At 43.6% G+C, this 14,178-nt stretch carries 12 protein-coding genes; 2 read left to right on the forward strand and 10 right to left on the reverse strand.

The window, feature by feature from the left end:
- Nucleotides 1–37: 37 nt before the first annotated feature.
- From MKY01_RS21875 to MKY01_RS21915, 9 genes are all read right to left on the reverse strand, one after another.
- Nucleotides 38–1,303 (reverse strand): adenosylhomocysteinase, encoded by a 1,266-nt coding sequence (locus tag MKY01_RS21875; protein WP_100527055.1) that lies wholly within the window; start codon nt 1,301–1,303, stop codon nt 38–40.
- Between the two features lie 44 nt (nt 1,304–1,347).
- A complete protein-coding gene (gene bshC / locus MKY01_RS21880) occupies nt 1,348–2,979 on the reverse strand; it encodes a bacillithiol biosynthesis cysteine-adding enzyme BshC (RefSeq protein WP_127545318.1) in 1,632 nt (543 codons plus the stop codon).
- A 157-nt stretch (nt 2,980–3,136) separates the two neighbouring features.
- On the reverse strand, nt 3,137–4,906 hold the full coding sequence (locus tag MKY01_RS21885; protein ID WP_091028470.1) for an ABC transporter ATP-binding protein: 1,770 nt from the start codon (nt 4,904–4,906) through the stop codon (nt 3,137–3,139).
- Between the two features lie 17 nt (nt 4,907–4,923).
- Entirely contained in the window at nt 4,924–5,850 is a 927-nt protein-coding gene (locus MKY01_RS21890) for an ABC transporter permease (protein ID WP_124116012.1), read from the reverse strand.
- 2 nt (nt 5,851–5,852) lie between these two features.
- A complete protein-coding gene (locus tag MKY01_RS21895) occupies nt 5,853–6,785 on the reverse strand; it encodes an ABC transporter permease (RefSeq protein WP_127545315.1) in 933 nt (310 codons plus the stop codon).
- Between the two features lie 189 nt (nt 6,786–6,974).
- On the reverse strand, nt 6,975–8,672 hold the full coding sequence (locus MKY01_RS21900) for a peptide ABC transporter substrate-binding protein (RefSeq protein ID WP_127545312.1): 1,698 nt from the start codon (nt 8,670–8,672) through the stop codon (nt 6,975–6,977).
- Between the two features lie 153 nt (nt 8,673–8,825).
- The gene (locus MKY01_RS21905) at nt 8,826–9,200 is read right to left on the reverse strand and encodes a DUF3397 domain-containing protein (RefSeq protein WP_127545309.1); all 375 of its coding nucleotides are present in this window, start codon (nt 9,198–9,200) and stop codon (nt 8,826–8,828) included.
- Nucleotides 9,200–10,159, reverse strand: coding sequence for a 2-dehydropantoate 2-reductase (locus MKY01_RS21910; protein ID WP_282320747.1), 960 nt, complete (start codon nt 10,157–10,159; stop codon nt 9,200–9,202). Before MKY01_RS21910 ends, MKY01_RS21905 begins: the two co-directional genes overlap by 1 nt.
- 150 nt (nt 10,160–10,309) lie before the next feature.
- On the reverse strand, nt 10,310–10,960 hold the full coding sequence (locus MKY01_RS21915) for an RsfA family transcriptional regulator (RefSeq protein ID WP_127545303.1): 651 nt from the start codon (nt 10,958–10,960) through the stop codon (nt 10,310–10,312).
- Nucleotides 10,961–11,274: 314 nt separating this feature from the next.
- On the opposite strand from MKY01_RS21915, the gene MKY01_RS21920 reads away from it, so the two are divergent.
- The gene (locus MKY01_RS21920) at nt 11,275–11,511 is read left to right on the forward strand and encodes a DUF2626 domain-containing protein (RefSeq protein WP_017687281.1); all 237 of its coding nucleotides are present in this window, start codon (nt 11,275–11,277) and stop codon (nt 11,509–11,511) included.
- A gap of 184 nt (nt 11,512–11,695) precedes the next feature.
- Complete coding sequence (locus MKY01_RS21925; protein ID WP_339283498.1) at nt 11,696–12,775, forward strand: hypothetical protein; 1,080 nt, start codon at nt 11,696–11,698, stop codon at nt 12,773–12,775.
- Between the two features lie 99 nt (nt 12,776–12,874).
- Here MKY01_RS21925 and MKY01_RS21930 read toward each other — a convergent pair whose 3' ends face one another.
- Nucleotides 12,875–14,146, reverse strand: a complete 1,272-nt coding sequence (locus tag MKY01_RS21930) for an extracellular solute-binding protein (protein ID WP_339283500.1) — start codon at nt 14,144–14,146, stop codon at nt 12,875–12,877.
- Between the last annotated feature and the right edge of the window lie 32 nt (nt 14,147–14,178).

Genomic DNA, 14,178 nt, shown 5'->3' on the forward strand with positions numbered 1-14,178 from the left:
TGAATCATTTCATCAGCTTGTAATTATTGGATAGTGCTTAAAATTTCCAGCTATCCAGATATTTCTCTTGCTCAGCTGACAAGGAGTCGATGCCAATATTCAGGCTTTCAAGTTTATAGCTGGCAACCTGCTGGTCAATATCATAAGGTACATTAACAACGTTTTTACCCAAGTCTTTATAATTCTCACTTACATAACGCAGACCAAGTGCCTGCAGAGCAAACGTCGTATCCATGATTTCGGCAGGGTGACCATCTGCTGCACCCAGGTTCACAAGACGACCTTCAGCAAGAAGGTACATTTTACGACCATCTTTGAAACGATATTCCTCAATGTTGCGACGAACTGTGCGAATCGATTCGGAACGTTTAGCCAGTTCAGGTTTATTCACTTCAACATCAAAGTGACCCGCATTACTCAGGATCGCTCCATCCTTCATCACATCGTAATGCTCCCCTGTGATAACATCCTTATTGCCTGTAACTGCAATAAAGAAATCGCCCAATTTGGCGGCTTCCACCATCGTCATGACCCGGAACCCGTCCATGTGTGCTTCTACCGCTTTGATTGGATCGATCTCGGTTACGATCACATTTGCACCAAGACCTTTGGCGCGCATCGCTACACCTTTACCACACCAGCCATAACCTGCTACCACTACGTTTTTACCAGCGATAACCAAGTTAGTTGTACGAATAATCCCGTCGAATGCAGATTGTCCAGTACCGTAGCGATTGTCAAACAGATACTTGCAGTATGCGTCATTAACCGCAACCATCGGAAACTTCAATTGGCCTTCTTTCGCCAATGCTTTCAAACGGATAATACCCGTTGTCGTTTCTTCTGCTCCTCCGCGAATGGTTGTTGCGAGGTCAGGGCGCTCGGATGCAATAATGGTTGCAAAGTCTCCACCATCATCAATAATGAGATCAGGCTTCACCTCAAGCGCACGCAGTTGCAGTGATTTGAATTCCGCAGGCTCCGGATTGTACTTCGCATACACCGTAACGCCGTCTTCCACCAATGCTGCGCAAACATCATCTTGTGTAGACAATGGATTGCTATGCGTAATCGTCACTTCTGCTCCACCGGCTTGGATCACTTTTGCCAAGTAAGCTGTTTTCGCTTCCAGATGAAGACAAATAGCAACCTTCAAACCTTTGAAGGGCAGATCCTGTTCGAACTGGCGACGAATGCGGTTCAGTACCGGCATATGCGCTTCTACCCAATCAATTTTCAGGTGACCCTCTGAAGCGAGTCCCATATCTTTAACAATACTGTTTTGCAATGCAGGTGTAGTCATTTCACGTCCTCCTCGTTTATGTGTTTCTTCTATTATAAAGGGCTCTACAGTGCAATAACCTTATGCTCTCCAAGGAATTCACTTGAGGCCTTAATCAGTTCATCGATCCACTCGGTGCCATAACGATTCAGGTAAAAGAGTGCATTATGTACTCGTTCCTGTGGTTTGCCCGTTGGGAATAAGGAGTTCTGAATGCCGTTCCAGTGCCTTAGACTCACATTGTGTTTATCTTCGATAGCTTTGTGAGTCTGTTGTTTCAGATACTGCATTTGCTCGTTGATTTTACTCAAATTGGTGTCGCCAATTCGTTCCAGCCCCGGATGAATCTCCGCGATCTCATCTAGCAACGGTCCATACAGATCAAGAAACGCTTCCTGAACCTTGTCAAACTGTTCATCTACCTGGAACGTCTCCTGCTGTGCGAGCCATTGCTCCTTCTTTTCTTCCATATGATATTGAACATCCTGAAAAGAAAGTCCATATTGTTTCATATGTTTGTGATGAATATCTTCCATAATGGTGAAAGACAACCGCGGCAACAAAATGGGCATTTGCAGGCCGAACTGACGGAATGCTTCCCGAGTCAAACCCCAATATGCAATTTCACCTTGCCCCAAAATAACAGCGGCTACAGGCAACACGGAATCTTGCATTAATGGTCGTGTCAATACGTTGTTACTGAAGCGCTCCGGATGTTCTCCCAGTTCCTGAAGCAAACGTTCCTCTGTGAAAGAAACCAAACCTTTGCGATCACTATATAAACCGTCCTTCAACAACAAGAGTAGACGCGTCCCTTCATGAATGTAGAACAGATTGGCTCCATCCTCCGCTACTTCGGCAGGCATAGCATAACCAGCTTGTTGTACCAACGAAGCACCTTGTGTGTATGCGCTGTGCAGCACTTCATTTTTTCGTATCAACCGCTCAAACACGGGCTGTTCCAACCTGCGTAAATCTGGATCCGATGCATCCATTAGAACAAGTCCACTACTCGCAAACAAGGCAGATATCATGCGGGCAAATGCATCACTCAGATTTGAACTGGATTGATGGATCTCTGTGATGCATTTCATCAGTCCTGGTTTATGTATCGTATCAGGTAAAAGATGTTCCACCTGTTCGAGTACATTCATCCACTGCTGCGTATCCACATGAACATTACTCACAGAATCCCTTCCTGCAAATCGTCCTTGTAACTTGACCTTCTTCATGTCTCCCTGATGATCAGGTAGATATGTGTGGTTAACCTCATCCCAGTCATGGTCTTCACCGGCAATCCAAAATACTGGGACTACCGGGCGTTGAAGTCTTTCTTCCGCTTCACGCGCAGCTGCCACTACGCTGGCGGCTTTGTATATGACGAACAGTGGTCCGGTGAGCAGACCGCTCTGCTGTCCTCCTGTAACCACTAGTGCATCTTGTTCTGCAAGACGTGTGATGGACGCATGAACCTCTCCATGGTCGTTCACCCGCTTATTATATATACGTAAATACTCTGCCAGATCACGACGATCAATACGTGTGTTTTCCGATTGGTCCAGCCACTCGGCACGCGCCTGAAGTCCTGATTCCCAGCGAATGTCATACTCGTAAAGGCCACGCGCAGCATCTCTTGAACAGATATAATCTTCTGCAAGTCTTGATCCGCTGCGGAGTGCCTCGGTAATACCGTTCATGAGGTCTGCCTCCTATTCTGCTTCAAAGAGCCTTTCTTGATTGTACCGAATTCAAGGCCGCTTCGTCAAAAGAAAGTGATTAAAATACGAAAAAAACCGCCGAACGAGTCGGCGGCATTTAATACATCAATAATAGCATATCGCATTAATATTCCTATTATACGTAAGGTTCTGCAACCCAGTGACCTTTGGAAACCTCAATCAATTGAGCATTTTCCAGGTTGTACGGGTCATTTGCAGGACCACCAGATCCATTTTGAATCGGGCTCATATGCTCTTCCGGCAGCAAGATGCGACGTTTGTTCGCTTCCACTTCCGGATCAGGTACAGGGATTGCTGAGAGCAATGTTTTGGTATAAGGGTGGATAGGGTTCGCATACAGTTCTTCACTTTCTGCGAGCTCAACCACTTTACCCATGTACATTACAGCGACACGGTCACTGATATGTTTAACCATCGACAAGTCATGCGCGATAAACAGGTACGTCAAGCCGAGACGTTGCTGAAGTTCTTCAAGCAATTTAACGACCTGTGCCTGAATGGATACATCCAGTGCAGACAATGGCTCATCACAGATGATGAATTTAGGGTCTACAGCAAGTGCACGCGCAATCCCGATCCGTTGTCTTTGACCACCGGAGAATTCATGAGGATAACGAAGAGCATGACTTGGATTCAAACCTACCAGATCAAGCAATTCCTCCACTCGTCTCTTGCGCTCTTTAGAGCTGGAAGCCAGACCATGAATATCGAGGGACTCCCCGATAATATCCATAACATTGAAACGCGGGTTAAGAGATGCATATGGATCTTGGAAAATCATCTGCATATCTTTACGCATTTCTTTCATTTTACGCGGAGACAACTTGTAGATATCCGTTCCGTTGAAGTTAACATTTCCGCCAGTTGGCTCATAAAGACGCAGAATGGTACGACCTGTTGTGGACTTACCACAGCCAGACTCGCCTACAACGCCAAGTGTTTCACCTTCAAAGATATCAAAGCTTACGTCATTGACCGCTTTGAGAATGTTACCTTTACCCAAATTAAAGTACTGTTTCAAGTTTTTCACTTGTACCAGAGGCTTATTGCTGCCTTTGATAATACCAGCCGGAGCTGGTTTTTCCTTTTTGGGCTCGTCCAGACGAGGCAAAGCATTCAGCAATTTAATGGTGTATGGATGTTGAGGGTTACTAAAGATTTCTGCAGTTGTTCCTGTTTCAACAACTTCGCCTTCCTTCATAACAACGACACGGTCACACATACCCGCTACGACACCAAGGTCATGCGTAATCAGCATGATCGATGTTCCCAGCTTTTGCTGCATGTCTTTCATGACATCCAGAATTTGAGCCTGAATTGTAACGTCAAGTGCAGTTGTCGGTTCATCCGCAATCAGAAGGGATGGACGACATGCAAGCGCGATCGCAATCATGGCACGCTGACGCATACCACCAGAGAATTGGTGAGGATAATGATTCATGCGAATAGCCGCATTTTTAATACCTACAAGTTCAAGCATCTCCAAAGCCGCTTTATTCGCCGCTTGTTTGGACATGTTCTGATGCTTGCGCAATACTTCAGTAATTTGTTTACCAATTTTAATGGTAGGATTCAATGAAGTCATTGGATCTTGGAAGATCATACCGATATCTTTACCACGAATCGCTTCCATTTGTTTGTCTGTCTTATTCAGCAGGTCTTGCCCGTGAAAAGTAATTTCTCCGCTTTTGACCTTCGAAGGCGGGGAGGGAATCAATTTCATGATGGTTTGGGCGGTAACACTCTTACCACTACCCGATTCACCTACGATCCCCAGCGTCTCTCCTTTGCCAAGTTCAAAACTCACATGTTTAACGGCATCAAATTCACCAGAACGTGTTGAGAACGACACACTCAGGTCTTTGACTGTTAAAATCGGCTCCATAATCCCACCTCCTATTTCTATTTACGTAATTTCGGATCGAGTGCGTCACGCAGACCGTCTCCGAGCAAGTTAAATGCAAGCATTGTAAGAATCATCAGACCTGCTGGGAACCACATCCGCCACGGGAATAGCGTCCAGCCTGTAAGTGCATCATTGATCATAGAACCAAGTGAAGATTTTGGTGCTGACACACCCAATCCAAGGAAGCTCAGGAACGCTTCGGCAAAGATTGCACTTGGAATGGACAACGTCAATGTTACAAGAATCGGTCCTATTGCATTGGGCAACAAATGACGGAACAATTGACGCCCTGTGCTTGCTCCCATGGACCTTGCAGCAAGAATAAAGTCTCTGTTTTTGAGTTGCATAATTTCACCTCGTACAATCCATGACATGCTGATCCAGCCTGTGATGGTGAGGGCAATGATAATCGTTGTCAGACTTGGTTCCAGTACAACCAGCAACAAAATTACAACAAGCATGTACGGCAAGGAGTAGAGGATTTCGGAAAACTTGTTCATAATTCCATCTACACGTCCACCGTAGAAACCCATGATCGCTCCATAAATAACCCCGATAACCAGGTCAATCAAGGCTGCGGCCAAACCTACAGTAAGGGATACACGTGCCCCTACCCAAGTTCTTACCCACACGTCACGACCAAGCTCGTCCGTACCGAACCAGTGCTCCGCACTCGGTGCTGCATTGGCATTCAACAAATCATTGGAATAATAATTATAACTAGTAAACAAAGAAGTTGGACCAATCAAAGAGAAAATCACGACAAGAACCAACACACTCAGACTGATCATTGCAGCCTTATTGGTTGCAAGTCTGTACATGGCATCTTTAAAAAGGGATACACTTTCTTGCGGTTTAACCGCTGCCTGACTAGTCAGGTTTGTGTTCGCCGTTTCATTCTTTTTATTATTCGTGCCAGACAACGTTATGCCCCCTTCCGGCTTTCCAGCTTAATTCTAGGATCAATCAGCACGTAAGCGATATCCGTTAAGAAACGAGCCAACATCAGGAGGATACCATAGAAAATCGTAATCCCCATGATCATAGTGTAATCACGGTTTGTGATACTCTCTACGAATACTTTACCAATTCCCCCGATGTTAAAGATCTGTTCAATTACAACGGAACCTGTGATGATATTCGCTGTCATTGGACCAACATAAGTTACTACCGGTAAAATACCATTTCGTACAACATGTTTAAACATAATAGCAGGCCATTTCAAACCCTTTGCTTTAGCTGTTTTGATATAATCTGCATGTAAAACTTCCAACATGCTGGAACGAGTCAAACGTGCGATAAAAGCAATTGGTGATGCCGACAATGCCGCAACTGGGAGCACATAGTCAAGCGGTCCGTCGAAACCCATAACGTTGAACCATCCCAGTTTCGACGCAAAAACAAACTGTATCAGAGAGGCAAGCAAAAAGCTCGGAACAGCAATACCTATGACAGCAAGAATCATGGTTACATCGTCAATCAGTTTGCGGTGATACACTGCTGCAAGAAGCCCGAGCAACACACCTACAATAACTGAAATAATAATCGCGAATATACCTATTTTCAAGGATGCTGTAAAAGTATTCACAATCATTTCAGAGACGCTTTGGTTCAAATATTTCATTGAAACACCGAAATCTCCTTGAATGATTCCTCCCATATACTTCAGGTATTGTTCATACATCGGCTTGTCCAGTCCATACTTGATTTCCAAGAGTGCACGGATCTCAGGTGAAACTTTTTTCTCAGATGTAAAAGGGTCACCAGGAATGGCCTTCATCAGGAAGAAAGTCATTGATGCGAGTATGAAAAGCGATAGCAGCATAAATAGTAGTTTTTTCAAAACGTACTTAACCAACCCTTGCACACCTCCACTAACAATATTTTGTATACAAATCGATTGTAGAATTAGACAGAAATAAAGTCCAATCCATTTATCGGAAATTTCAAGAATTATAAGGAAAATCGGTGCACATACAAAAAATCGGGATATATATGGAATTCCACATATATATCCCGAAGTATTCATATTAGACTTCAGAACAACTTATTTCTCTTCCAGATATGCACGAGTGTAGTCAATAGCTCCACTGAAATCAAGTTGTACGCCTTTCAGGTAAGGCTTAGTCAAAGATACGTTAGTGTAATAATAGATTGGCATAACGCCCATTTCATCTTGAATCAGGATTTTCTCAGCGTCAGCAAATGCAGCCATACGTGTAGCTGGATCAGCAGATTTTACAGTTTCTTTAACATCTTTGTCATACTGTTCGTTGCTGAATTTGGAATCATTGTTTGTGTTTCCAGTAGTCCACATTTCCAAGAAGTTGTATGGATCGTTGTAGTCAGCAGACCAACCTGCACGAGCTACTTGGAAGTTTTGGTTTTGACGGTTCTCAAGAAATACGCCCCACTCTTGGTTTTCAGTTTTCACATCAACACCAAGATTTTTTTTCCACATGTCAGCAACCGCCAAAGCAATTTTTGCGTGACCATCACTAGTGTTGTAGATCAACGTAACGGCTGGCAATGTTGTGTAACCTTCTTCTTTCATACCTTCAGCAAGCAATGCTTTAGCTTCTTCCACATTTTCTGTGAAGTAATCGTCTTTGTGCTCATCACGGAATTCGCCGTTTTCACCACGGATACCTGGAGGTACAAAGCCGAATGCTGGAATTTGTCCACCTTGTGTAACTTTGTCAACAATCAGCTGACGCTGAATTGACATTGCAAATGCTTTACGGATTTTAACGTTGTTAAATGGTGCTTCGTTTACGTTAAACTGATAGTAGTACGTACTTGCGATACCCGTTGCTTTGAACTCATTCGGCAATTCAGCTTTAAGGGAAGGAATCTGGTCTGTTGGGATCTCACCATTCGGATGACCAGTGTAGTCCAATTGTCCTGATTTGTAAGCTTGCAGCTCGGAAGCACTACTGCTTGTCAGAGACATATCGATTTCAGCCAATTTAATATCGGCAGCTGCATGGTAACCATCGTTTTTCTTCACAACAATTTTTTGACCTTTAGCGAACTGGTCCATTACGAACGGTCCGTTAACAATCATGTTTTTGTAGTCGGTGAAGAACTTGTCATTCGTGTCAGCAGACTGATGTACCGGGTAGTACGTATAGAATGCTGTCAGACCCAAGAAGTAAGGTGTTGGATTCTCCAACGTCACTTCAAGTGTGTGCTCATCCGTAGCTTTAACGCCTACTTGAGAGAAATCTGTGATTTTAGTACCCTTGTATGTTTCGTCTTTGCTGAGGTTGTAACCTTCAGCACCTTTGATATAGTACAATTGGTAAGCATATGGAGAAGCTGTTTCCGGTTTCAAAGCACGTTCCCAAGAACGAACAAAGTCTTCGGCAGTGATTGCATCACCGTTGCTCCATTTAGCTTCCGGATTCAGGTTGAAAACATATTTCAAACCATCTTCGGAGATTGTCCAGTCTTTAGCTACGCCAGCGGCTTCTTTACCGTTTTCATCGATGCGTACAAGACCTTCATACAAAAATTTCAGAACTGTGTTGGTTTGGCTGTCTTTTGCTTGAGCCGGGTCCAACGTAGGAGGTTCAGCAGTCAGGTTAATTTTCAGGATTTGATCTTTAGCAAGACCCTTTCCTTCGTTTGCAGAACCAGTATCGGTGTTACCTGTGCCTTCGTTTTTCGATCCGCACGCTGCAAGTACGGTACCGAACGCCAAAATCAGCGTCAAAAGGACTAATAGACTTTTCCTTTTCATCTAACACGTTCCCCCTAAATTGATATGGTTTATATGTTTATAGATTATACAACCACCGGTCAAAAAAATCTACATTACTTTTTCAGAAAGTAATGTTTTTTTCAGTTTTCGACAAAATCGACACATTTTTTGCCTCTTTTGCGTTATGTAACCTCACATCTGTTTCATGAAGTATCTAAATAATCCAAATAAAGTAAACAAAACATACCCGAAACTCATAATGATGAAGGCCATGCGCCATACGGCCCGGAACATTCTCCCCCTATCGACCTTCCCTTTTAGTCGATTTTGCGCACCCCCGATGAATCCAAGTGCTACTAGTATGAGTATTAATGTCAGATAAAAACCAAAATCCGAATCAAATGTTAAGTTGAATAACGCTGAAACTGAAAATACAAGAAAAAAAGTGGTTACATCCATTGCCATTCGCAATGCTTTACGTTTGTCTTTTTTCCATACGTACATTCCCCAATAAACAAGAAAGAACGGAAAAAAGGGCAATATGCTCAACACAATAAAAAGTCCCATTAATTCACTCCTTCCGGTTGCATTCCTTCAATCAGATGAAGCAGTATTTCATGTGTAGGTGCAACAAGGTCCAACTTCTGTGCCATCTTTACAATATGACCGTTTATTGACCTCACTTCTGTACCACGTCCAGCGAGAACATCTGCAAGCATGGAGGAAATATTCGTGGCAGTAGAACGACAGACCGATATCAGTTGATCCCACATATCCTGATCCAAACATATTCCACTTGCAGAGTAGATTAACAATACTTCATCATATAACTGGCGCATTAGCCTCTTTCGTTCTTCCTTGACGATCAATTCTCCATTAGGGATTCGCCATAGTGCCGTAAGCGGGTTAATGACTGAATTAATCAATAGTTTCCTGTATATCAGCTTATCGATTTCATTCGACACTGTACAGTCAAATCCTGCCTGCTGCAACGATCCCGACAGAGTAAATGTTCTCTTCTCCTCTATAGAGGTAGAAGCTCCTATATGTATCTTGTACCTCCCCAGCCTGGTTTCACCTGTACCTGCACGAGTCACCTGACTTTGTGTTCGCTTCGCACCTTCTGTTGTAACCGCACTACACAGAAGCGACTTTGGCAAAGCTGCTTGAAGTTTTGTAAGATGGCCCATCCCATTCTGAAAACAAGCGACATTCAGCACATGATCTTGTAATGGACTAATCTCATGAATGAAATCATCAATGCTTGTCTGTTTAACCATGAGCATTAACCATTCTCCTGGTGTGTTCTTCCATGTGTCAGTCAGCTTACTTATTGGTTTAGCCTGTAATTGATCCGGTAGAATATGTATTTCCTCGTCTTGTTCCACAATGATTATTCCATAATGGCTGAGGAGGTCTGCCTGAGCTGCTGTTCTCGTCCAAAATCTGACCTGGTTACCTGACGCCAGCAGTTTCCCGCCATACAAAAGACCAAGTGCTCCCGCTCCTACGATGTCAATGATCATATGATGCGCTCCTCTCCGCTTCAGTAGTTTCTCTTCTAATATCTATAATAGAACAAAAACACCAAACTAAAAACCCGTCATACCTGCCGTTGTGTAACGGAGGTGTGGCGGGTTCATACCTGACTTTCACAAAACAAACTTCTGAACTTCTTATTCAATTCGTTCCAGATTCCCGTTGGCATCCATCTTGAAACGTGTCTTAAGTTCCTCTTCTTCTTCGGACAAAAATGCGAGTCTGCGAGCCCGATCCATAATCTGAATCAAAGCTTTGTAGTCGTCATTCACCACACGGTAATCCGTCTGTACTTCATTCACTTCCTTGGAGAGACGGTCATTCTCAATACGTAGTTCAAGCAATTCATCTTCTTTCTCCCGAAGCTCCTTCTCCAGCATCTTGAGTTGACGATTACTCTCCTGCACTGTTCCCTTCCATTGTCGCAGGAAGCGGATTACTGCATCCATCGATAATGAATCGTCTGAGATCCCATCTGATTTGTACAGATGTTCTTCAGTGTCCAGTGTAGACAATGCTGCAACCTGTGGTCCGAGCATAGCTGGCTGCTTTCTGAGATAACTTCGTTTTTGTCGTTGTGCCTTGGCGTTACTGATGGCAGAATCATACTTTTTACGTACACAACTGTTCCAGCGAAAACCGCATGCGGCAGATGTTCTGCCTATTTTTTCGCCCACCTCTTCAAAAGCGGCCAATTGTGTACTGCCTTCCCGAATATGACGCAAAGTAACCTCAGCCAATATCAAATCGTCCTCTGTACTCCAAGCATCCTGTCTCACTGCAGTCATGCTATAATACCCTCCTAACAACATCCTAAAATAACCGTCCGCATTACCGGAAGCCCGGTATGTGAATTAGGTATAAAAGCTGCTTCATTCATTCTTATGCCTCTCATAGAGTTCATAGAATTGATTTCATACTAAAATGTATTTCCACATTCAGGCTTGCTCATACGTGACATACGTAAAACATATCCCTCTATACTTACTTTGAGCAAAAAAAGAATTCGCTTTCATATCCAAATTTGTTTACACGTTTTTCCTTTCCCGGTATAATGTTGTGTAGACAATCTATGAACGTACTTAGGAGAGGAGGATTTACCGTGGCACGCATGTTTCGGGTACTCGGGTTCTTCACGCTTGCAATTGGCCTGATGGCTTTTGCGGGAGATCTGGTCGAAATGGCTTTGCTTTTTTTCCTGCAGACTGCGTTTTTTGTCATTTTGGGATACTTGAAATTTACCGAGCGAACGTACATATTGCTCTTCTGGGGTTATATGATCGTAACATTCACGGGGTTCAGCTACTGGACCGTATTCGAAATGGGTTTGCCGCTCTAATCCACCTGCAGCATCAAAGTGATCCGATATCTGTCGGGTTGCTTTTTTGTTGTGTTCAGATTAAATGAATGTTCATGGTGTTATGTAACCACTAAGGATATTTCACGTATTTGTTTCATATATTGTCTGGAAGACAACAAGCCTGTACGATTGTCATTTAAGGAGTGGAAAGGAGAATGGATCGGTGAAACGTCAACACGGCATTTCCGCCTTTATATTATGCATCATTTTATTCCTCCAGCTACCTTTAGCCTATGCCTATGGAGAGTCTTCACCTGAGGATACACGTGAGATATTACAAAAAAGTCTATCCATCGTTGAAATCGATCACGAAATCGAACGCATCACCGAAAGGCAGAAGCAGCTGGGTCAACAACACGAGACATTATCCGTCCAGCTGCAGGAACAGGAAGAGCAGATACATATTCAGCAAGATCGGGCCGGAGCTGTAGTGAGGTCCTACTACACAGGAGAACGCGACAGCCTCCTCATGACGGTCCTGGGAGCCAGATCATTCAAAGACCTGTTTGTACTGTATGATTATTACCAGATTATTATCGGACGGGATCAGGCTGTGCTGGACAAGTATCAGGACCGTTATCGCAATCTGCAACAGACTTCTACTCAGATTCGTCAGACTACAACAGAATTAACCGAAATGAAGACTAATCTTCAAAACCAGCGGGAACGTGTAGTCGCCTTGCAAAAAGAAGTGGATGACCAAATAGCCACCAGGGGAGATGCGGCAGCGATTCAGAAACTGATGGATGAATTAACCCTTTATTGGGAGAATATCGGCATCTATGAGGTGAAACGATATTTCAAAGCATTGGCATCTGCCATGCAGAACCTGCCTGATTTTATCCAAAAACAAAACGGAGGTATATCCACGACTGGAACAACGTATACGATTCGAATTGGGCAGGATGAGCTTAATGCATTTCTACGTTCCCAAAATCCAATCTTTGAAGACTTTGCCTTTCAGTTTAACCAGGATAAGATTATAGCTTCCGGTCAGCGGGATCAGTTGCAATTAAGCATTGAAGGACATTATACGGTTGAAAATGAACCTCAAAACTCCATTCGTTTTCATGTGGACAAACTTGTATTCAACCAGCTTGAATTACCAGACACCACTCGCCGAATGCTGGAAAGAGAATTTGACCTTGGGTTCTATCCACAGAAAATCCTCTCGTTTGTGAAAGCAACCGATGTTTCGACAAGTGAAGGCATACTGGAAGTAAAACTAGCTATATCCTTTTAAAGAGGTTGTTCAAAAAGTCCGCTTTTGATTACGAAGGATGCCTTGTGGCATCATCAGCATCAAAGTTGAAATTCAGACTTTTTGAACACGAACTCAAAATTAATTCGTCGTTCTAATACTGTTTACGTATTGATTCGCTGTAATTTCTCCCTTTAAGAATAGTTGTACTTTTTTATGAAAACGAGTTATTAGAGTATGACTTTCGGTCGTTGCAGCAGGGACATCTTGGGTGGTCGGGAACCAGGATTGTCCTTTTGTCATGTCATAAGGTCCAACGAGTTTCTCAGACGCCAAATCCAGCTCCTGTTGCTTTGCGGGCAACCGGTTAACCTGTTGGTACCATTTCAGCTGTGTCGTAGCGGACGTCATTCCTTCAATCCATCTACTGGCCTCCTCAGCCTCAACCGAACCCGCAGTAATGACAAGACTTCTGGATTTTACAGTTTCCAAGGTTTCTAAAGAAATCCGCTTCAAAGATTCTTTATCAACTGTACTCCCTTGATCCGCATCCAATAATTGAGATAACAATGATACAACCATTGGTATGTCGTTTTGGTCAGCAGTTGGAGAGAACCCTGGATTGGTAGACTCCAGCTTAATAAGGGGCTGAATCTGATTCATCAACTGAATCCCTTGCTGAAGATCCCTTGTTTGCGAATCTAATTGTGTTCGTTTAACTTGATCTGGTGCCATTCTCGGTTCCAAATGATTCAGCCACGCATTTGTCCCGTACATATCATTGATGTTCATTGTAATTAAAGGGGTGCCTTCCGCAATGGCTTGTTGAGTAAGTTTGACCCACTGATCTTTATTGCGAGGTAATGACTCCAGACCAGCTCTCTTCAGAAATGAAGATTGGGTAGCCAGAATGTACGGATCAAAATCAAAAGGCATTCCCCACTGATAACCATTCCACTCTGTCATTCCCCGTAACCCAACTACCGTATCTCCTAGCGACTTCGATAATGTGGTTCCGTTTAACGGATACAGGTACCCTTTTTGGGCATAGTATTGCACTTCCTCACTATCAAGCAGAACAACATCACCGTTCTCTCCTAGTGAAAATTCAAGATCCAAAACATGCTTATATGTATCCGGCTTCTCATTCCGAAGATTAATCTCTACCAGCTGGGAAGCAGCAACTTCTTTAGCTATTTTTTGAAAGGCTTGGAACTCTTCATCCGACATGGCCACTACAATCTCCAGCGGAGCTTGAGCATCTTCATTACGGGACGAAGACCCAGGAAAAGCATCCTTCTCCTGATCGCGTTCCTGATTGAGCTGCGAACCTCTAAAGTCAAAACTCGGTGACAAGATCGTTAACGAAAGCAGCAATACCGCGAATAAAACAACCTGATGTCTACGCTTCATTAACTTCCCTCCCTGTTCACCTAGTTTTTTCC

This window comes from Paenibacillus sp. FSL R5-0486, assembly GCF_037975155.1.
GTDB lineage: Bacteria > Bacillota > Bacilli > Paenibacillales > Paenibacillaceae > Paenibacillus > Paenibacillus amylolyticus.

Coding starts and splice junctions, on each gene's coding strand:
- MKY01_RS21930 (WP_339283500.1), bottom strand. CDS start 14,146: ATGAAGCGTAGACATCAGGTTGTTTTATTCGCGGTATTGCTGCTTTCG.
- MKY01_RS21910 (WP_282320747.1), bottom strand. CDS start 10,159: ATGATCATTGACATCGTAGGAGCGGGAGCACTTGGTCTTTTGTATGGC.
- MKY01_RS21915 (WP_127545303.1), bottom strand. CDS start 10,960: ATGACTGCAGTGAGACAGGATGCTTGGAGTACAGAGGACGATTTGATA.
- bshC (WP_127545318.1), bottom strand. CDS start 2,979: ATGAACGGTATTACCGAGGCACTCCGCAGCGGATCAAGACTTGCAGAA.
- MKY01_RS21900 (WP_127545312.1), bottom strand. CDS start 8,672: ATGAAAAGGAAAAGTCTATTAGTCCTTTTGACGCTGATTTTGGCGTTC.
- MKY01_RS21885 (WP_091028470.1), bottom strand. CDS start 4,906: ATGGAGCCGATTTTAACAGTCAAAGACCTGAGTGTGTCGTTCTCAACA.
- MKY01_RS21905 (WP_127545309.1), bottom strand. CDS start 9,200: ATGGGACTTTTTATTGTGTTGAGCATATTGCCCTTTTTTCCGTTCTTT.
- MKY01_RS21875 (WP_100527055.1), bottom strand. CDS start 1,303: ATGACTACACCTGCATTGCAAAACAGTATTGTTAAAGATATGGGACTC.